The 20,889-nt window shown below is 41.4% G+C and carries 12 protein-coding genes; all 12 read left to right on the forward strand.

The window, feature by feature from the left end; genetic code table 11:
* The first annotated feature begins 748 nt into the window (after positions 1-748).
* The 12 genes from FDK13_RS27870 to FDK13_RS27925 all read left to right on the forward strand — a co-directional run bounded on the left by FDK13_RS27870 (position 749) and on the right by FDK13_RS27925 (position 20,498).
* On the forward strand, positions 749-3,883 hold the full coding sequence (locus FDK13_RS27870) for a SusC/RagA family TonB-linked outer membrane protein (RefSeq protein ID WP_137343304.1): 3,135 nt from the start codon (positions 749-751) through the stop codon (positions 3,881-3,883).
* Positions 3,884-3,924: 41 nt separating this feature from the next.
* The gene (locus FDK13_RS27875; protein WP_137343305.1) at positions 3,925-5,466 is read left to right on the forward strand and encodes a SusD/RagB family nutrient-binding outer membrane lipoprotein; all 1,542 of its coding nucleotides are present in this window, start codon (positions 3,925-3,927) and stop codon (positions 5,464-5,466) included.
* A gap of 211 nt (positions 5,467-5,677) precedes the next feature.
* Positions 5,678-6,721, forward strand: coding sequence for a LacI family DNA-binding transcriptional regulator (locus FDK13_RS27880; RefSeq protein ID WP_137343306.1), 1,044 nt, complete (start codon positions 5,678-5,680; stop codon positions 6,719-6,721).
* Positions 6,722-6,788: 67 nt separating this feature from the next.
* Complete coding sequence (locus FDK13_RS27885) at positions 6,789-8,030, forward strand: mandelate racemase/muconate lactonizing enzyme family protein (protein WP_137343307.1); 1,242 nt, start codon at positions 6,789-6,791, stop codon at positions 8,028-8,030.
* 125 nt (positions 8,031-8,155) lie between these two features.
* Complete coding sequence (gene dgoD / locus FDK13_RS27890; protein ID WP_137343322.1) at positions 8,156-9,400, forward strand: galactonate dehydratase; 1,245 nt, start codon at positions 8,156-8,158, stop codon at positions 9,398-9,400.
* 93 nt (positions 9,401-9,493) lie between these two features.
* Positions 9,494-12,481 carry a SusC/RagA family TonB-linked outer membrane protein gene (locus tag FDK13_RS27895; protein WP_137343308.1) on the forward strand — a complete coding sequence of 996 codons (2,988 nt, stop codon included), beginning with the start codon at positions 9,494-9,496 and terminating at the stop codon, positions 12,479-12,481.
* A 19-nt stretch (positions 12,482-12,500) separates the two neighbouring features.
* Entirely contained in the window at positions 12,501-13,985 is a 1,485-nt protein-coding gene (locus tag FDK13_RS27900) for a RagB/SusD family nutrient uptake outer membrane protein (RefSeq protein WP_137343309.1), read from the forward strand.
* A 113-nt stretch (positions 13,986-14,098) separates the two neighbouring features.
* Positions 14,099-15,076, forward strand: coding sequence for a hypothetical protein (locus FDK13_RS27905; RefSeq protein WP_137343310.1), 978 nt, complete (start codon positions 14,099-14,101; stop codon positions 15,074-15,076).
* A 115-nt stretch (positions 15,077-15,191) separates the two neighbouring features.
* Entirely contained in the window at positions 15,192-17,414 is a 2,223-nt protein-coding gene (locus FDK13_RS27910; RefSeq protein WP_229216239.1) for an outer membrane protein assembly factor BamB family protein, read from the forward strand.
* A gap of 80 nt (positions 17,415-17,494) precedes the next feature.
* Positions 17,495-18,511 (forward strand): 2-dehydro-3-deoxygalactonokinase, encoded by a 1,017-nt coding sequence (locus FDK13_RS27915; protein WP_137343311.1) that lies wholly within the window; start codon positions 17,495-17,497, stop codon positions 18,509-18,511.
* Positions 18,508-19,149 (forward strand): bifunctional 4-hydroxy-2-oxoglutarate aldolase/2-dehydro-3-deoxy-phosphogluconate aldolase, encoded by a 642-nt coding sequence (locus FDK13_RS27920; protein ID WP_137343312.1) that lies wholly within the window; start codon positions 18,508-18,510, stop codon positions 19,147-19,149. The genes FDK13_RS27915 and FDK13_RS27920 overlap by 4 nt, the downstream gene beginning before the upstream one ends.
* A gap of 53 nt (positions 19,150-19,202) precedes the next feature.
* The gene (locus FDK13_RS27925) at positions 19,203-20,498 is read left to right on the forward strand and encodes an MFS transporter (protein ID WP_137343313.1); all 1,296 of its coding nucleotides are present in this window, start codon (positions 19,203-19,205) and stop codon (positions 20,496-20,498) included.
* Positions 20,499-20,889: the final 391 nt, after the last annotated feature.

Raw genomic sequence — 20,889 nt, forward strand, 5'->3', positions numbered from 1 at the left:
ATTATTTGACGTCAGTGAATAAATCGTATATCGAATTTGACGCTTTTGACAGAATTTAACAAATATCCATTACTGAAAATAAAACTATTAAATCCCGGCATTGATTTAATAGTTTTATTTTATGAAAAAATATAAAAAATAATTGATAAAATATTTTTTTGTTTAAACGATTAAATTTACTTTTGAATCGATTCTTTAACGCACTGAACCTGCAAAAAGAATAACCTGACTTCCAGCACAATTTTCAATCTGATTGGCTACTTCTTAGCCGGTATTCTCAATTTTTTCTTGTAAAGAAGGTTGGGATAAATGCTTTTTCTATGCTTAATCGATTAAATTATTGATTTAAATCGATTAACAAAATTAGCACGAAGCAATAAGATCAGAAATTGAAAATAGTACGTGTATCAACGTTCAGCTTAATGTACTACTCACCTAAAACATCCAAAGTAAAAATGAATCCATTTCGGAATAACTACATCTAGGCGAGCGATCCGCTGACCGAATTATCATTCTTTAGACCGGTTAACACGGCCGGCTGAACTCTGTTTTGCGTATATATTTATACGTTATGTTTTCCTGTGCTGTTTTTATCAAAAATGGCAACAATAATTATGTGTTGTCATTAGCCGGGATCAAATTAATTCCTGTGTTTCTGCCTGGTTAGATAGGTTTTGCGACTTAGTTCTGGCTGGTCGCTACTATGGGAAACCGGGAAATCTGTTTTCAAACCAATAACCCCTTAACGATGAAAAAACATGTAAAATTTCTTTTGCTCTTATGGCTTTGCCAGATTTCTGTGTCCGGTTTTGCACAAAATAAAATTACCGGAAAAGTTAGCGGTCCGGATAACATGGCGCTGCCTGGTGTAAATATCCAGATCAGCGGAACTTCACAGGGAACAGCAACGGACGCGGACGGGAAATATATATTGAATGTGCCGCCGGACGCTTCGCTGGTATTTTCCTACATAGGTTATATAAGCCAGACCGTTAAGACGGAAAATCGTTCGGTCATGGATATTAAACTGGAATCGGAAGCAAAAAATCTGACGGAAGTTGTTGTTACCGCGCTTGGTATAAAAAGAGAATCCAAAACACTTGGTTATGCCACGGCGACAGTGAATGCGGATCAAATCTCGACCAATCGTTCGCCAAATGTAATGAGCTCGTTGCAGGGGAAAATGGCAGGTGTCAATATTTCAACACTTTCGACCGGACCGGCCGGAACTGCCAAAATCCGTATCCGGGGACAATCTTCTTTCAGCGGCCAGAACAGTCCTCTTATTGTTATTAACGGGGTGCCGATTGACAATTCAAATTATGCGGGTGGCGGAGATTTTGCAACGCGCTCGGCCAATAGTTCGGATGGCGGAGACGGACTTTCAAGCATTAACCCGGATGATATTGAATCCATGACGGTTTTGAAAGGTGCCACGGCTGCTGCTTTATACGGTTCGCGTGCAAAAGACGGTGTGGTCATGATCACGACAAAAAACAGAGGAAGCGGCAAAGGGATCGGACTGGATTATAACATGAATTTTACGACAGACACGCCGCTGGACTACACGGATTTTCAGTACGAATACGGTCAGGGAGAAGGAGGTATCCGGCCAACAACAGCAAGTCCGACTTCCGGAGTGTGGAGTTTTGGAGAGAAATTTCAGCCCGGAATGAAGCAGATACTTTTCGATAATCAGGAATATCCTTACGAGCCGGTTTTTAATCGCGTCCGCAAATTTTATAATGTAGCCACAAATCTGACCAATACCGTAACCGTTTCAAATAATGGAGAAAATGGTGGTTTCAGCATGTCGCTTTCGAATACGGATAATAAAGGAATCGTACCAAATTCAAAATTTAACAGAAAAACAGTCAACCTGGGTTTCACCCAGAATATTTCCAAAAGGCTTACAGCCAGCGGAAATATAAATTATTCCAAAGAAAAAAATACAAATCCGCCGCAGATCGATGCGCAGGATTTTGCTACCCCGACGGTCATTTTTACTTTGGCCAATTCCATGCCTTTTGATGCGCTGGAAAAAAACCAGACTCATGCGAACGGAGACGAATTTGCTTTTTCGAGATTTCTAGTTCGTAATAATCCATATTATTCTGTCAATAAACATTTTGAAAATATTACGCGCGACCGGCTTTTTGGTAATGTCGCTCTGAAATATCAGTTTACAGAATGGCTTTATTTACAAGGGCGTATTGCTCAGGATTTCTATGTTCGAAATCAGGATTATAACATTCCCAACGGATATGCAGCTATCGCAAAAGCGCCGGTTGGTTTCGTAAATGGTTCATACACACAGGATGTTCGCCGAAATACAGAGCGAAATCTGGATTTTATTTTAGGTGGAAATCATAATTTTGGAAAGATCGGTGTGGATGTGACTTTGGGAGGAAATCAGCGATATGCGCGAATGGATTATAACAGTGTGACCGTCCAGGATTTTATTCAGCCCGGTTTGTATACCGTTATGAATGGCCGCGTGAAAAATCCTTTGTACAGTCTTTCCGAAAAGAAAATAAATTCGTTTTATGGTGCAGCAACAATTTCATACAAAGAGTTTTTATACTTAAATGTTACAGCACGAAATGATTGGTTCTCGACACTTGCGCCTGAAAACAGAAGCATTCTTTATCCGTCTGCAACCGCCAGTTTCGTTTTCTCTCAGGCATTTTCCAATCTTCCCGCCTGGCTTTCTTTTGGTAAGTTAAGGGCGGCTTATGCGCAGGTAGGTTCTGATAATGTCAACCCATATTCTAACGCACTTTATTACGCCGTTGATAATAATCTTTTCCCGAATCCTTCCGGCCAGCAGGTTCCGGTTGGCGGGATTAACGCTTCGACCGTTCCGAATAAAAATCTGCGTCCGTTGAGAGTGAAAGAAGCAGAGGGTGGAATTGAGCTGAAATTATTCAACAACGCCATCGGATTTGATTTTACTTATTATCACAAAACAACGGATGATCAGATTCTTGCTGCACAAATTTCTGATGCTTCCTCTTACACAAATCAACTGATTAACGTAGGACGAAGTGAAAATCAGGGAATTGAATTGTTACTAACTGCGTCGCCTGTTAACACGAAGGCATTCCGCTGGGATGTAAGTTTCAACGCTTCCTATAATACTTCGAAAGTTATAAAACTGGGTTTGACAGATAAGGATACCGTAATCACGGTGGGCGGCGGGGGAGGCCGGACGCTGAATGAAGTAGTGGGTAAGCCGATTGGTCAATTATACACTTTTACTTATTTGAGAGATGCGCAGGGCCGTCAGGTTTTTGATAAAAATAGTGGCTTGCCGATGAGAAATAATACTTTGACAAATGTTGGAAACGCGCTGCCAAAATATTTCGGAGGTATTACCAACAGTTTTACCTACAAAGGAATTATGTTGTCGGCATTGATTGATTTCAAATTAGGCTACAAAATGATCGCCGGCAGAAACATAAATTATATGCGTCACGGTTTGTCAAAAAGAACATTGCCTGGAAGAGCGGAAGGTTATGTTATCGGAAAAGGCGTAAATCCGGATGGGGAAATCAACCAGACGAAATCCGCGGTGCAGCCGTTTTATGAGTCGATTAATCCGCTGGGAGTCAATGAAGATTTTGTTTCAAACGCCGGTTTCTGGAAGTTAAGACAAATCACTTTAAGTTATGATTTTGGAAAATTACTACCCAAAGATTGGTTTATCAGAGGTTTACGTTTGAGCGCGGTTGCTAATAATGTTTTGATCATCAAAAAATGGACGGAAAATATGGATCCGGAAGAAGTACTGAATTCTTCGGATAATGCGGCCGGACTGGATTTCTGGCCAGGGTTGCCGCCAACGCGAAGTATTGGATTCAACCTGAATGTCAAATTCTGATATTTTGTAATTTCATCATTTCAAAATTAAACTTTAAAGATATGAAAATCAGGATTTTATATACAATCGGGTGGTTGTTCGCAGCCAGTATTTTTTCTGGCTGCGACAATGGATTTGATAACGTAAATACAAATAAAGTAGATCCAACTTCCCTGGACCCGACTTTTGTGATGAATAAAGCCATCATCAGCACAACGTATCTGGACGGTGTGAGTACTTTGGGTATGCTTTGCTATAATTTTGGCATTGTGCAACAGATTATTACACCTTATGGAAGTTCGTTGTCCGGTGGGAATTACAATCAGTTCAACAATGCAAATACACCGTTGGTCTGGGTCAATTTTTATCGGAATGTGATCAAACAAATCGTTGCCGTGGTTAATCAGACCAAGGATGATCCTATGAAGGCAAATACCTACAATGCAGCAAGAATCTGGAAGGCGTATTCCTTTATGATTTTGACCGACACTTACGGAGACATCCCATATTTTGATGCAGGGAAGGGATATATTGAAGAAATCATTCATCCGAAATATGACACGCAGGAAGTCACTTACAAAGATATTTTAAAAGAACTGGAAGAAGCTTCTGCTGCTTTGGATGTTAGCCAGGCTGCCGTGACCACTGATATTTTGTACGGTGGAAATGTAGCGAGATGGAAAAAACTGGGTTATTCCCTGATGTTGCGTGCCGGAATGCGTTTGACAAAAGTAGATCCCACAACCGCTAAATCTTATGTAACAAAAGCGATTGCAGGCGGTTTATTTGAATCAAACAGTGACAATTCTGTCATTCGCCATACCGCGATCTGGAACAATTATATTGCCAACCATTTGGCAGCCAGGGAGAAAACAAATTTTTATTTAGCTGCGCCTTTTGTTAATTATCTCAAAGAGAACAATGATCCAAGGCTGCCGGTATTTGCGGTTCGTTATGTGGGGGCGAAGGGTGGGCCGGAGCAAACCGCGGCACGAGCGACCTCGGATGCGAAAACGCAGATTGGCATGCCAATGGGTTACAATGACGTGACGATTAATACTGTTTTAGCACAGAATAATGTCGTAAGTCTTTGGGATTTTTCACAGGTTAATTTAACGACTGTGTTGAAACTGGACGCCCCGGAATTTCATGTTACGTATGCCGAAAATCAGCTGTTATTAGCTGAGGCAGCTTTTCGTGGCTGGATAAGTGGCCAACCTGCCGATTATTTTGCCAAAGGAGTTCGGGCAAATCTTGAACAAATGTCTTCCTACGATGTCAGTGCGGTAATTAAAGAGGATGCCATTCTGGCCTATCTCAAAGCACATCCGCTGGATGCAGGAAAAGAACTCGATGAAATAAATACACAATACTGGGTAGCGACTTTTCTGGATGGCGCGGAAGCATTTGCCAATTTCCGCAGAAGTGGTTTTCCGGCTTTGAAGAAAAATCCCTATCCGGGCTCTGAAATTAAAGAAGATTTTATTCGCCGAATGCCGTATCCGGATAGCGAAATTATTGTGAACATTCAAAATGTTAACGATGCAATTGCCAGACAGGGACCAAATGATTTGAATACCCGGGTTTGGTGGGACAAAAAGTGAGTTTCTATAAGCCGCCGTTAGCCGATTTTCAGGCGATGGCGGTTCAATTTATTTTATATCAATTTGTTGCAAATTTTTTGTGAAATATTGAAAATACGTCAAATTTGCAGTTTTGGTGTTATTCTTTGAAAAAATGTAAAAATATTTTAAATAATATTTTTTTGTTTAATCGATTAAACTTACATTTGAATCGCTTTTAAAGATGTACTTTATGAACACCAAAAAGATCTCGTTAAAGGACATTGCTGTGAAAGCCGGCGTATCAACTGCACTTGTTTCTTACGTTTTAAATGGAAAGGAGAAGGAAAGCAGGGTAGGACAGGAAATTGCCAAAAAGATTAAAGAAATAGCCAGCGAGCTTAATTATCAGCCCAATCACCTGGCTAAAAGTTTAAGAAGTGGTAAAACGCACACGATTGGCCTTGTTATCGCGGATATATCCAATCCTTTTTTTGCCAATATAGCCCGGGTTGTCGAGGATGAAGCAAAAAAAAGCGGGTATACAGTCATCATCGGAAGTTCTGACGAAAAGGCCGAAAAGGCCTGGGATTTGTTAAATGTACTTATTAACAGACAAGTAGATGGATTTATCATTGTATCATCCGAACATTCGGAATCACACATTCGTCACCTGAAAGAGCGAAATATCCCCTTTGTATTACTTGACAGGCATTTTCCGGATTTACAAACGGATTTTGTAGCGACGAATAATTACAAGGCTTCCTATGATGCCGGCGTTCATTTGGTAGAAGGCGGCTATGAGCATATAGGTTTAATAGCCTATAAGTCGGACATGTATCACATGAGAGAACGGATTCGTGGTTACCGGCAGGCGTTAAAAGATCATCATTTTGACCTTAATCCAAACTGGTTAAAAGAGGTGAGATTTGAAAATATTGAGAAGGAAGTTAAAATAGCGATAGATGAAATGATATCTTCAAAAGATAAAGTCGATTCGATTATTTTTGCAACTTATGGCCTGGCTATCAATGGGTTGAAGTATATTAACGAATTGAAACTGAAGGTTCCTTCGGATCTTGCTATCGTAAGTTTTGGTCAGGCAGAGGTTTTTGATCTTTATTATTGTCCGATAACCTACCTGAAACAACCGCTTGAAATGCTGGGAAAAACGTCGGTAGAACTCCTACTTGAAAAACTGAAAAATCCGGATGTTGGTATGAAACAGATTTTAATGGAAGCAAAATTGATCGTGCGTGACTCTTCCATGGCGAGATCTTTACACAAGATTTCTTGATTTGAAAAATTGCTTAATCGATTAACAAAGTTACCTGATACTATTCCTAAACCTAAAATATTACCCGATGCAAAGGAGAAATTTTATTAAATCTGCTGTCATGGGCTCGGCCGCTGCAATTGTGGGGTTTCCTCAACTCAAAGCAGAAGCCGCATCTAAAATGAAGATTACAAAAATCAGATATTATAGTGCTCCCGGTTATAACAAACCGCTTTTTAATCAGGCACGTGGTATTGTCGAAATTGAAACAGACGGGGGGATTATCGGTATTGGAGAAGGCGGAAGCAAAGATATGATCGAACAATGTGCGCAAATGATGATCGGGGAAGATCCGTTCCGCATTGAGCATTTGTGGCAATATGTGTACCGGGGAATGTTTTATCCGCCCGGACGAGAAAAACTGCACGCACTCGGCGCGCTGGAAATGGCGCTATGGGATATTAAAGGAAAAGCATTAGGTGTTCCGGTTTATGATTTACTCGGAGGTGCAACAAGAGATTATGTTGAATGTTATGCAACTGGCTTTAAAGCTTCCAAGGCAAAAACAGAGGAAGAGCGGGCGAGAGACTGTATAGAAGCGGGTCTGCGAGCCTATCGTATAGGGCCTACCGGTGGAAATGGAGAAGAGCCTTTTGACTTTTATGATAATGTTAAAAAAACGATAGAATTCAGTAAAAGAATTGATGCGGCTGTGGGCGGAGGCGGAAAATGGGCGATTGATCTGCATACCCGTTTTGATATGACGGATGGTCTGAAAATCTGTAACGGAATTGAAAATCTGGAACCTTATTTCGTTGAAGATATTGTTCGGTCAGAGAACCCGGGCGTATATAAAACTGTAAGGTCAATGACTAAAGTGCCTATTGCCGTGGGGGAACAATTTGGCGACCGATGGGATATTAATGAATTGATAGAGAACAAGTTAATTGATTACACGCGCGTAACGCTGCCCAACACCGGAGGTATTGGAGAATTCAAGAAAATTGCCGGATTGTGTGAAACGCATTACGTCGGTATGATTCCCCATTTCACGGGCCCTTTGTCAACGGCTGCTTTGGTACATACATTGGGATCAAGCAGTCCTTCGCGTTGTTTAATGGAATTGGGAGGAGGAGAACCTGAGCGACCGGCGTACTTCAATGAGGATTTTATCAACTTCAAAAACGGTAAATTATACCTCAATCCAAGTCCTGGTTTGGGTGTAAAATTTGATCCGAAGAAAGCAACATTTGTAATGGAAGTAACAGAAAAAGTTAAATTTCCTCACCCATATTTGAAAAGCCCGGATGGAGCTATTCATGCCTGGTAATCAATAGAATACGATTTTATATTGAGAATAAATTTTAGGAAAAAGTTGATCTTTCGGGATCAGACTTGCCGGATTTAATATCCGGCAAGCTCAGAATTTACTTATTTGTCTTAATTCGTAAAATGATGAAATCTTCTACCGAATCAGGAATTTCACGGCGGGATGCGATACAATCCGTATTGGGCGTTACGGCCATGACTACCATGGTTTTACCTCAGTCGTCCTATGCCTCAAATCCCGGACATTTTCAGGATTACAGCACCGTCAAGATCACAAAATTGGAAACGATTTTGATAAAACCGCGCTGGATTTTCTTGAAAATTCATACCGATGTTGGCGTTACAGGCCTCGGGGAGCCGCTTTTGGAAGGACGCGCTTTAACCATTCAAACGGCTATAAAAGAGATTGAACCATATCTTATTGGCAAAGATCCAAGACATATCATTCATCATTGGCAAGCCATTTATCGCCACGCCTTTTATCGTGGCGGCCCGATTTTGACCAGTGCTTTGAGTGGAATTGATCATGCTTTATGGGATATCAAAGGTAAGCTTTTGAATGTGCCGGTTTACGAACTTTTCGGCGGTCCAACGCGTGACCGGGTTCGGATTTATGGTCGTGCTGCTAATGCGGAAGAAATGAAGCAAAGGAAAAAGGAAGGATATACCGTCATTAAAACCGGAGTAGCGAAAAAGACCCCGGCTAACATAATTGAAAATCCTGCTTTTATAAAATATGCATCCGAAAACTTTGCCTCACTTAGACAGGCAGGCGGCCCGGAAATGGATATTGCGATTGATTTCCACGGAGCCATATCTCCCCAAACCGCAAAGGTTTTGATCAAAGAACTGGAACAATATCAGCCCATGTTCATCGAAGAACCTTGTCAGGCGCAAAACGTTGATATCATGGCAGATATCGCGCGCGGAACACACATTCCAATTGCTGCCGGAGAACGGATTTTTACAAAATGGGGTTTCCGGGAGTTATTGGAAAAACGTGCTGTAAGTATCGTTCAACCAGATCTTTGCCATGCTGGCGGAATTACCGAAGGAAGAATTATTGCGGGAATGGCCGAAGCCTATTATGTTCCAATTGCACCGCATAATCCAATGGGTCCAATTTCGCTTGCCGTCGGTCTGCATTTAGCTGCAAGTGTTCCCAATTTCCTTGTGCAGGAGCAGGTTACGCTCGGGGAAGGGTATCTCAAAAATCCTTTCAAACTGGAAAAAGACGGTAGTGTATTGATTCCCCGCGGCCCCGGCCTTGGTGTGGAACTCGATGAAGATAAGCTTGCTGATAAGATCGGGCATGATTGGAAAAATCCTGAGTCCTACAATCCTTTCGACGGCTCGGTAGTCGATTGGTAATCAGAAGTTCTTGTATTTGAAACCCCTAATTCTTCAATAATAAATCAGTCGAAAATTTTCTTAAATCATTCTGTACTCTTAAAACTTTAAGGTATGAAAAAAGTTGTAAGTCTTGTTTTTTTTAACCTGTTTTTGTGTCTCGGCTTTGCTTATGCCCAGGACGTAAAAATTTCAGGTAAAGTCACCGATGCCGATAATGCAGTATTACCGGGCGTAAACATTCTTGTCAGTGGCTCCTCGCAGGGAACGGCGACAGATGCCGATGGAAAGTTCACAATTAATGCGCCTGCGAAAGGCTCGCTGGTGTTTTCCTTTATCGGTTATGTCAGCCAGACTGTTGAAATCAATGGCCGTTCGATCATTGATATGCAGTTGACACAGGAATCTAAAACGTTGAATGAAGTCGTAGTTGTGGGTTATGGTACCCAGAAAAAAACAGACGTGACGGGTGCATTATCCGTTATTTCCACAAAAGAATTTGCCCAGCAGCCAGTAACTCGTCTGGACCAGGTTTTACAAGGCCGCGCAACGGGTGTTCAGGTAACGCAGTCGAATGGAGCACCGGGCGGAGATTCCAGAATTCGTATTCGTGGTGCCAATTCGGTTTTGGGAAATAATGATCCTTTATATGTTATCGATGGATTTATCGGTGCCGATTATAACTTGCTGAACCCGAGCGATATTGCTTCACTTCAGGTTTTGAAAGATGCGGCATCAACTTCTATTTATGGTAGCAGAGGAGCGAATGGCGTGGTTATTATCACAACAAAAAAAGGAACAAAAGGAGTGAAGGTTACCTACGAAGGACAAGGAAGTGTTTCGAATGTGATCAAGAAATTTGACTTGTTGCCAGCCGGAGAATTTGCAGAAATCGTTAACGCGCGTGCCTCTGCAACAGGTTCAACGCCGCCATTTACGGCAGCGCAGATTGCAGATTATAAGAAAAACGGCGGTACTGACTGGCAGGATCTTGTATATAGAACGGGGCACGGACAGCAGCATCAGGTTACCGTTACCGGTGGAAATGATAAAACAACGTTCCTGGTTTCGGGTAATTATGTCAATCAAAAAGGTATTGTGGAAAACAGCAGTTTTAAACGCTATATTTTTAGAACAAATCTTACTACACAGGTTAATAGTAAACTTGCTTTGCGTTTCAATTTGAATGGAGCAAATTCTTTTAACCACAATACCGATGGTGGCGGAGCTTTAATTGAAGCTTTGCAATGGGCTCCAACCACACCGGCATACGGAGCAGATGGATTACCAACTTATTCGGATCCAACAGGTTCTGTATCAAGAAGTCCGTTGGATAATTTGTATGACAAATCGAATGATTATTTCAAAACGAATGTCAACGCCATCGGCGGATTAAATTACCAGCTTCCAATAAAAGGACTTACCCTGGATTTACAATACGCGATCAATTATCTGGATCAGCAGAATAAGAATTTCAACGGATCAAGAATTTCGAATAACGTGCCAAACGCCTCGCGCTATTCATCTGATCAGGTAACGCTTCAAAATACAAATGCCTTAAACTATAATATCACCATTAAAAACCACTCGATCAATGCAGTAGCTGTACTTGAAACGCAGCAGTATACCAACAAAAATTTCACAGCTAATGCGAGCGGACTTCGTTTCCCTCAGCTTGGTTATGACAATATTGGTGGCAACTCGGCTTCGTCTGTTTCCTCAGGTTTCCAAAAATGGACTTTATTATCCTTTTTGGGGCGTGTAAATTATGCATTCAAAGACAAGTATCTGGTTTCTGCGGCAGTAAGGCGCGATGGATCTTCAAAATTCAGTCCTGCAAACCGTTACAGCGTTTTTCCTTCTGTGGCTTTGGGATGGAGACTATCTGAGGAAGAATTCATCAAAAACCTGAATGTTTTCAGCAATTTGAAACTGAGAGGAAGCTGGGGTATGACGGGCAGCCAGGCTATCAACCCGTACGCTACATTATCTTCTTATAATACAACTTTCGTTTCCTACAACAACAACTCGATTACAGCAGGTGTGATTCAGGGAAATGCAGGAAATAAGGATTTGAAATGGGAAACTACTAAACAAACAGACGTAGGTGTAGAAATGGAATTCCTGAACGGCAGAATCCGTATGGAAGCAGATTATTTCCATAAAAACACAACGGATTTGCTTTTGAATGTTTCTATTCCAAGTTATGCAGGTGGCGGAACACAAACTCGTAATGTGGGTGAAATCGAAAATAAAGGTTTTGAATTCTCAATCGGAGGATCACCGGTACAAGGAAAATTCGGATGGGAAACGAACCTGAATTTTTCGACCTTGAGAAATAAAGTTCAGGATCTTGGTGGGTTACCACGTTTAGGAACCGGTACGGGAACGGGTGGCGGTATGTCCATTACCAACGAATTTATGCTGATGCCGGGTGCACCGCTGGGTTCTTACTGGGGGCTGAAATATCTGGGAACCTTTAAACCAAATGAAGCAGATATTGCAGCAAAACAGGGACGCGTTCCGGGAGATCCTCATTATCAGGATCTAAATGGCGATAATAGCATCACTACGGATGATTTCCAGATTATCGGACATGCATTTCCAAAGATGACCGGTGGCTGGAATAACACGTTTACGTACGGCGGATTCACGCTGAATGTATTTATGAACGCGGTTTTTGGTGTTGATAAATTGAACTACACCCGTGCAGGTGCCATGTCAGGATCGGGTGAAGCGCGTCAGTTTTTATTAACTGAAATTCGTGATTACTACCGTCCTGGAAATGAAACTTCGGATATTCCGGCATTCACAAGTACTTATCAGCCCTTTACGCAATCAAGCCGGTTTATTGAAAACGGAAGTTTTGTAAGATTAAAAAACGTAAGTCTTTCTTACACCATTCCTTCGGCCAAACTTAAAAATGTTGGTTCAATCAGAGTATTTGGAAGCGCTACCAATCTGTTCACCATTACAAAATATTCTGGTCCGGATCCGGAATCAAGTAACGTAGGTTCAGGTACGGATACGGCTATTGGTATCGACCGCGGATCTTATCCAAATGCCAAAGTTTACACGCTGGGCCTTAATCTTTCTTTCTAAATATTCAATTTTTAAGAAAATGAAAAAATATAATTTACTCATGCTTGCTGCATTGCTGTTTGTGGGTGCCAGCTGCAAAGATTACCTGGAAGAAGATACAACAGGTTTGTTATACGGAGCTAATGTTTTATCTACGCAGGATGGTTTGGAATCTGCATTGACTGGTGCTTACAAAGGCCTGGCCTGGCAATGGAGTATGGGTTTTATTCACCCGTCGGCCAACGCAGCTACAATCGGAAGTGATGATGTGACAACGCACCCGGCAAGTAATAAAGCGGACTGGCGGGAATTTGACCAGTTCAATGTTTCTACTACGAACCAACGTTCCGGCGCGGTTTACAATGGGTGTTACAAAGCAATCCAGGGTGCGAATAATGTGATTAATAATTACCAAAAAACTTCGGGTACAAAAGCTACCATTGATATCATTGTTGGCGAAGCTTATTTTATCCGTGCGTTTTCTTATTATTGGTTAACACGTTTCTATGGAAACATTCCTTTGATTCTGGCGGGAGAATATTCTGCTGATCTGTTGACAGTTAGCAAAACAACACCTGATAAAGTATATGAACTGATCGTGGCAGATTTGAAAGTTGCCGAAGTAAACCTGCCTGATACAAAACGCGATCCGGGAAGACCAAACAGAGGTTCTGCCAAGGCGTTTCTTGCCGATGTGTACCTGACCATGGCGGGATGGCCTTTGAAACAAACAGACAAATATGACCTGGCAGCAGCAAAAGCCAAAGAGGTTATTGACAATAAAGATAAATACGGCTTCCAGTTACTTTCAACTTTTGCAGCCGTGTTTGATAATGATCCTAATTCAACCGGAACAGCAGAAGCAGTTTTCCAGTTAAATGGATTTACCGGTGGCAGCGCAACTGGAAATTCAACTTATGGACTAACAACAATGCCAGGTGAAGAAGGTGGCTGGGATGATATGTATGCTGAGCTTAATTTCTTCAACGCATTCCCGGCCGGACCAAGAAAAGACGCCACTTTCCGTACAGAATTCGGTTTGTCAAGTACAAAAATTCCATGGCAGCAGAGTTTGACAAAACATCCATATTACAAAAAATGGTATATCAAAGGTGATATTTCAACCTATCAGGCTTCGCTGCCATCGGTGATGATGCGTTACGCTCACGTGCTTACGGTATATGCAGAAGCGAAAGCGCGGGGTACGGGCGGACCGGATCAAGCAGCTTATGATGCTGTAAATCAGGTTCGTTTGAGAGGATGGGCTACGGGTACAAAAGCATTGTCTACGTCTGATGGACTTTCAGCGACACAATTTGCTGACGCAGTTGTTCAGGAACGCGCATGGGAATTTGCCTGTGAAAGAACACGCTGGTTTGACCTGATCCGTCTGGAAAAAGTGGAAGAGGCGAATAAAAACAAAAGTGCTGATGATCTTCAGCCGATCAGGGCGATTACCAAGGCAAATTACTGGTTTCCTTTGCCTTATTCGGATACTTCTTTAAACCCGAATCTTAATAATTAATGAGTTACCGGGGCGGATCAATGAGTCTTTCATATGAATTGAAAATCGTTGATCCGCCTTATAAGTAAAACCACAATTTGTACACTTTTATCATTGAACCAAGAAATACAGTGATGAAAAAGAAATTTTTAAGCATAGGATTGATAATCAGTCTTTGCAGCGGTGTTTTCACAGCAACCGATTTCCCGGAGGCAGATATTACAAATGGTATCGTCAAGGCAAAATTATACTTGCCTGATGTTAGCAACGGCTATTATCAGGGAACGCGATTTGACTGGTCAGGTGTTATACCGAATCTTGAATATCAGGGACATACCTACTTTGGGAAATGGTTTGATAAATACGACCCTAAAATTCATGACGCTATCAGCGGACCGGTGGAAGAATTTGTTGCTCTGGATTATGCAGATACAAAAGCCGGTTCTGATTTTGTGAAAATAGGTGTAGGGGTTTTGAAAAAACCGGACGACAAACCGTATTCTTTTGCAACAAATTATGAGGTGGTAAATCATGGAAAACGTACTGTAAAACGGAAGAATGACATTGTCGAATTTACCCATGAGCTTACCGATGAAACCGGTTACGGTTATGTTTATACCAAAATTATAAAACTTGTGAAAGGAAAACCGGAACTCGTTTTGGAACATAGTCTTAAAAACACAGGGAAGAAAGCGATTTCGACCAGTGTGTATGACCACAATTTTTTCATGATTGATAATGAGCCAACCGGACCTGGAATCAAGATCACTTTTCCATTTGACGTAGCTGCTGAAGGTAAAGGTTTTGGAACTATTGCGAATGTTGAAGGGAAGTCTATTATTTATACCCGACCTCTGGCAAACAAAGAAAACGTTTTCAGCGCCGGATTGAAAGGGTTAACATCTTCTCCAAAAGATTATGACCTGAAAATTGAAAATGTAAAAACAGGTGCCGGTGTGAAAATCACCAGCGACCAACCGATTGAAAAACTGGTTTACTGGTCGTGCCCGACAACGGCTTGCCCGGAACCGTATATCAAATTGAATGTAGAGCCAGGAAAAGAAGTGAAGTGGAAGATTAACTATGAATTTTTCACTACCGCGAAGAATTAAATAAATCAGGCCGGATGTATAGAATCCGGCCTAAAATAAGAAAACGGATTTCTAGTGTCGTTTATCAGTTCACCGCAAAAGTGAACACGGTATTGTCATGTCAAAAAAATACAAAATGAAATATCTTTCATTAAAATATATGCCGGTCCTGTTGATTTTTCTTGTACTCTGCGGGAGTGTGAGGAAAGAAAAGGAATTTGTTTATAACGAGTCGGATAATCAGGATTGGCCAACGTATGGAGGAAATAAAGCGGGTAACAGATATTCAACTTTAAGGCAGATTAATACGGCAAATGTAAAAAATCTGCAACTGGCGTGGAGTTATGATACAGACGAAAACAAAGGCGGCCAGGAACGCGGAATGGACATTCAATGTCAGCCAATTGTTATCGATGGCATACTTTATGGTACAACGCCTAAGATGAAACTTTTTGCAATTGACGCGGCGACAGGCAAAGAAATCTGGAAATTCAATCCTTTTTCAGATCCCAAAACAAAACAAAGATTTCATCCGCTCCGTGGTGTTGTTTACTGGGGAAAAGGTGCTGATAAAAGGATTTTATATTCTGTCGGGCCTACTTTATATGCGATCAACGCCACAACAGGCGAACAGATTTTAAGCTTTGGAAATAAGGGAGAAGTTGACCTGCGTATCGGGTTGGGCGGTAAAGAAATTTTTGGTCATGAAACGGCAAATCTTTCTATCAGAAGTACAACGCCGGGTGTAATTTATGATGATCTGTTAATCATGGGATCCAGTGTTTCTGAAGGCGGTGATGCACCTCCTGGTTATATTCAGGCAATTAATGTTTTAACGGGAAAACTGGCCTGGGTTTTTCATACGATCCCGCTTCCAGGCGAGTATGGTTACCAAACCTGGATGAAAGATTCATACAAAAAGATTGGCGGCGCCAATTGCTGGGCAGGTATGGTGGTAGACGAAAAACGAGGAATGGTTTATGCCGGAACAGGCTCTCCGTCTGTCGATTTTTATGGAGGGGCCAGAAATGGGAAGAATCTTTTTGCCAATTGTGTGATTGCTATTAATGCAAAAACCGGTAAACGTGTCTGGCATTATCAAACCATTCATCACGATTTGTGGGATCGCGATGCGCCCTGTCCGCCTAATCTGATAACAGTAAAACACAATGGAAAAATGACGGACGCCGTTGCTCAGGCAACAAAAGACGGTTTGATCTTTGTGTTTGACCGCGATACGGGGAAACCATTATTTCCTGTAAAAGAAATTCCTGTTCCGGTTTCACCAGCTTTGCTTGGCGAAAAGCCCTGGCCAACGCAGCCAGTTCCGGTTAAGCCTGCACCTTTTGCTAACCAGGAATTAACCGAAGCCGATATTACAGACCTTACACCGGAAGCTCATGCTTATGTTTTGGATCGGTTTGTAAATAGTAAAAAAGGAAGTAAGTATTTGCCGCCAAGCCTTGAAGGAACCTTGTATTATGGATTTGGAGGAGGAGCGGAATGGGGTGGCAACGCAGCAGATCCAAGTGGGATTTTATACCAAAATTCCAATAATATGCTTTGGTGGCTGAAAATGAGAGATACAAAAATTCAGAATAATGGAGTAGCTTTAACAAGAGGTGCAACTTTGTTTAATACAAATTGTACGGCGTGTCATGCCAATTCAGGAAAGACTCCAACAGCTCAGGCTTATCCAAATCTGACTGACGTAGATAAAAGACTTTCAAGAGAACAAATTACAACGATCCTGGAAACCGGGCGGGGGCGGATGCCTTCCTTTCAGCATATTTCCAAAGATGACAGAAATGCGATCATTAACTTTTTATTGAAAATTGATTCTCAGCCTGTTGCCAAATCGGGGAATCCGAATGATATTCATAACTCAGCATTGCAGGTTTCAAATACGTCAGGGTCAGATTTTCCATACATGCCGCCTTATCTTAATAATGGGAATGTGCAATTTCGTGACCAGGATAATTATCCGGCTATAAAACCTCCGTGGGGAACCATGAACGCGATTGATTTGAATACAGGAGAATATTTGTGGACCGTGCCGCTTGGTGAATATCCGGAATTGAAGGCAAAAGGAATTCCGGCGACTGGCACCGAAAATCACGGCGGACCGGTGGTTACTGCGGGCGGCCTGGTTTTTATTGCCGCTACCTATGACGAAAAGATCCGGGCATTTGATAGCAAGACAGGTAAAGTTGTCTGGGAATATGACTTGCCAGCCGGTGGCTTTGCAACCCCAATTACCTACATGGTTAAAGGAAAACAGTACATAGCCATTGCGGCGGGCGGAACGAGATATGGTTTAAAATCCGGTGGAACCTATGTAGCTTTTGCACTGCCCTGATTTTACTTTTTTTTAAGAAATTATCGTTTCTGCTGATTCATTCTGACAAGTTTTGAGAACCTTAATCCCCGAATCGGTCAATGAAAAATTATCTTTTATGTTGCGACTGGGGAACATCATCGTTCAGGTTGAGACTTATTGAAATTGCTGATTATAAGCTGCTTGGTGAAATTGTTACCCTTGAGGGTATTGCCAGTATTTTTAATGCATGGCAGACAAGTCTGGTGAGCGGAAATATTGGCAGAGACCAGTTTTTTCGGGAATATTTAAAAACACAAATAGATATATTAGCTACCCGGCTGTCTTTTGATATGGACGGAATTGCCATTGTGATTTCGGGAATGGCTTCCTCTTCGATTGGTATGGAGGAAATTCCTTATTCACCTTTGCCCTATCCCACGGACGGAAGTCAGGCGGATATCAGAAGTTTTGAGGCGCCGGACGATTTTCAGCATGAAATCATTTTGATATCCGGTGTGAAAAGTGAAACGGATGTCATGCGGGGAGAGGAAACACAGCTTGTCGGACTTTTAGATCTGGAAGAATTATACGCATTTAGAAATAAAGAAGCCATTTTTATATTTCCCGGAACTCATTCAAAACATATGTATGTCAAAGAAAATCAACTGGTTAACTTTCAGACATTCATGACCGGGGAAGTTTTTAATATTATGACAAATTTTAGCATTTTGAAAGACTCGGTAGAAAACAGAAAAGAGAATAAGTTAACAACATATGAAGTGGCAGCATTTAAAAAGGGTATCGGCCAAGCTGGTTATTCCAATTTATTGAACAGTTTATTTAAAGTAAGAACGAACCAGCTTTTTGATAAGATGTCGAAGAGTGAAAATGCCTGTTATTTAAGCGGCTTGCTGATTGGAAATGAATTGAAACATTTGAAGGAATATAAAAGTAATAAACTGATCTTATGCAGTGGAAATAATCTTTATGAATTATATAAACTGGCCGTTGAAGAGCTCGGACTGTCGGACAGGACTACGACAATTTCGGCCGATTTGATTAACAAAGCTACCATTGCGGGACAAATAAAAATATATCAGAATCAAACATTAAAACTGAATAATACAAACTCATGAGTAAGGAATCATTTTCAGAAGAACTATTTAAGAAGGCACCCATCGTAGGTATTGTTAGAAATCTGTCACTGAATGAGGTAAAACAGATCCTGCCAATTTTCCGAGAGGCCGGGTTGACGACCATCGAAATTACCATGAACACGCCTGGTGCAGAGGATATTATCCGGTATGCTCTGGAATATGAAAGTGAGGGATTGAATATTGGTGCCGGAACGGTTTGTACGAAGGATGATCTTGAAAATGCTTTGGAAGCGGGTGCGCAATTTGTTGTCACGCCGGTTATTAATAAAAAAATTATAAAATCCTGTGTTAAAAAAGGGATTCCTGTCTTTCCCGGTGGTTTTACGCCGACCGAGCTTTATAACGCCTGGTCATATGGTGCTACGATGGTGAAAATTTATCCGGCAACTTCTCTTGGTCCAGAATATATTAAGGATTTAAAAGCACCACTTGACAAGATGAAAGTATTGCCAACCGGCGGAATTAATCTTGAAAATATGAGTGAATTTTTAAAAGCAGGTGCTGATGGACTGGGTATTGGCGGCCAACTTTTTGACAAGAAACTGATAAAAGAGAAAGATTGGGCCGGACTAAAACTGCATTTTCAGAAATTTGTTGAGAAGCTTAATAAACGCTAGTCTTCTGGTTTTGAGTTAGATAAAAATAATATTTCATTCTGGATTTCCCTTGTATGTCTCAATCAAAAACCAAAAATTATCGCTGGATTATTGTCGTTCTTTTGTTTACAGCTACAACAATCAACTACCTTGACCGGCAGATAATTGGTTTGCTGAAACCAATTCTGGAAAAGGAATTTCAATGGACAGAAACTGATTTTGCCAGAATTGTGATGGCATTTACGGCTGCTTATGCGATTGGACTTTTAACTTTTGGATGGATTATTGATAAAATAGGAACGAAGTCTGGTTACGCTATCACCATTATTTTTTGGAGTGTGGCTGGGATTTTACATGCCTGGGCCAAGAGTGCTTTTGGTTTTGGACTTGCGCGTGTCGGCCTGGGATTGGGAGAAGCCGGGAATTATCCGGCGGCTGTCAAAACAGTTGCTGAATGGTTTCCCAAAAAAGAGCGCGCATTGGCTACCGGACTTTTCAATGCCGGAACAAGTATAGGCGTTGTTGTAGCGCTCATGATCGTTCCGTGGATTTTGAATAATTATGGATGGCATGAAGTATTCATTATTACGGGAGCCTTAGGTTTTGTCTGGCTGATTTTCTGGTGGATATTTTACGATGTTCCTTCCAAACAAAAACGACTTTCGCAGGAAGAATATGACTATATAAAAAGTGGTCAGGAAATAAAGGAAGATGGTAAAGTGAAAGTTAACTGGTTGAAATTATTTACGTTACCGCAAACCTGGGCTTATATAACCGGGAAAGGTCTGATTGATCCGATTTACTGGTTTTTCCTGTTTTGGCTGCCGTCCTATTTTGCCTCGACTTTTAACCTGGATTTGAAAAAACCGAGTCTGGAATTAATGATTATTTATGGAGCTACTACGGCCGGAAGTATTCTTGGAGGCTATTTTTCTTCTATTTTAATTAAGAAAGGTTATCCGACTTTGAAGGCCAGGAAAACAGTTCTTTTCATCTTTGCCGTTGTTGAACTTTCCATTATTCTGGTTCAGTTTGCAACGGGCGTTTGGATGGCTGTGGCTATGATCAGCGTTGCCGTGGCAGTTCACCAGGCCTGGGCGACTAATGTTTTTACGCTCGCCTCAGATATGTTTCCAAAACAAGCCGTAAGTTCGGTTGTTGGCATTGGAGGAACCGCCGGTGCACTTGGAGGAATTTTGTTTCCAATGCTGATCGGCAGTTTGTTGGATACTTATAAAGCTGCCGGAAACCTTGCCGGAGGGTACAATATCATATTTACCATTTGCGGATTTACCTATCTGACAGCCTGGTTGATTATTCATTTATTAACCAGAAAATCGGTTTTGGTTGATGTTGAGGAATTGGTTTGAGGTTGTGTCAATCAGATTTATCGAAAATTTTTTGTTCAAATATTGACTTAATAGTGATAAATCATCTCGGACAGGAGGCTCCGAAGGAGCCAGGATTTATGGTACATTTCAAGTTTCTATAAACAAGGAGCTCCTGAGGAGCTATTTTGGCATAATCTCTGTGAGTTTTTATTTTTAAAATTTCCTGGTCTGGCCATAACGGCGTAGGCGTTTCCTGTTTATAGAAAGATATTAGGCACACCAATTCCCTGACTCCATCGGAGTCTCCTGGAATTTTTAATCAATTAAATTTGGGCGAATTAATTTTCGGATAGGAGGCTCCGAAAGAGCCAGGATTTATGGTACATTTCAAGTTTCTATAAACAAGGAGCTCCTGAGGAGCTATTTTGGC

It is taken from the genome of Dyadobacter frigoris, assembly GCF_005280585.1.
In the GTDB taxonomy this organism is placed as follows: Bacteria; Bacteroidota; Bacteroidia; order Cytophagales; family Spirosomataceae; genus Dyadobacter; species Dyadobacter frigoris.

Bases quoted from the DNA above. Each gene is read 5' to 3' on its own strand.
- FDK13_RS27920 (WP_137343312.1), top strand. From the start codon at position 18,508: ATGAGTAAGGAATCATTTTCAGAAGAACTATTTAAGAAGGCACCCATC.
- FDK13_RS27895 (WP_137343308.1), top strand. From the start codon at position 9,494: ATGAAAAAAGTTGTAAGTCTTGTTTTTTTTAACCTGTTTTTGTGTCTC.
- FDK13_RS27915 (WP_137343311.1), top strand. From the start codon at position 17,495: ATGAAAAATTATCTTTTATGTTGCGACTGGGGAACATCATCGTTCAGG.
- dgoD (WP_137343322.1), top strand. From the start codon at position 8,156: ATGAAATCTTCTACCGAATCAGGAATTTCACGGCGGGATGCGATACAA.
- FDK13_RS27900 (WP_137343309.1), top strand. From the start codon at position 12,501: ATGAAAAAATATAATTTACTCATGCTTGCTGCATTGCTGTTTGTGGGT.
- FDK13_RS27910 (WP_229216239.1), top strand. From the start codon at position 15,192: ATGAAATATCTTTCATTAAAATATATGCCGGTCCTGTTGATTTTTCTT.
- FDK13_RS27905 (WP_137343310.1), top strand. From the start codon at position 14,099: ATGAAAAAGAAATTTTTAAGCATAGGATTGATAATCAGTCTTTGCAGC.
- FDK13_RS27875 (WP_137343305.1), top strand. From the start codon at position 3,925: ATGAAAATCAGGATTTTATATACAATCGGGTGGTTGTTCGCAGCCAGT.
- FDK13_RS27925 (WP_137343313.1), top strand. From the start codon at position 19,203: ATGTCTCAATCAAAAACCAAAAATTATCGCTGGATTATTGTCGTTCTT.
- FDK13_RS27885 (WP_137343307.1), top strand. From the start codon at position 6,789: ATGCAAAGGAGAAATTTTATTAAATCTGCTGTCATGGGCTCGGCCGCT.
- FDK13_RS27870 (WP_137343304.1), top strand. From the start codon at position 749: ATGAAAAAACATGTAAAATTTCTTTTGCTCTTATGGCTTTGCCAGATT.
- FDK13_RS27880 (WP_137343306.1), top strand. From the start codon at position 5,678: ATGAACACCAAAAAGATCTCGTTAAAGGACATTGCTGTGAAAGCCGGC.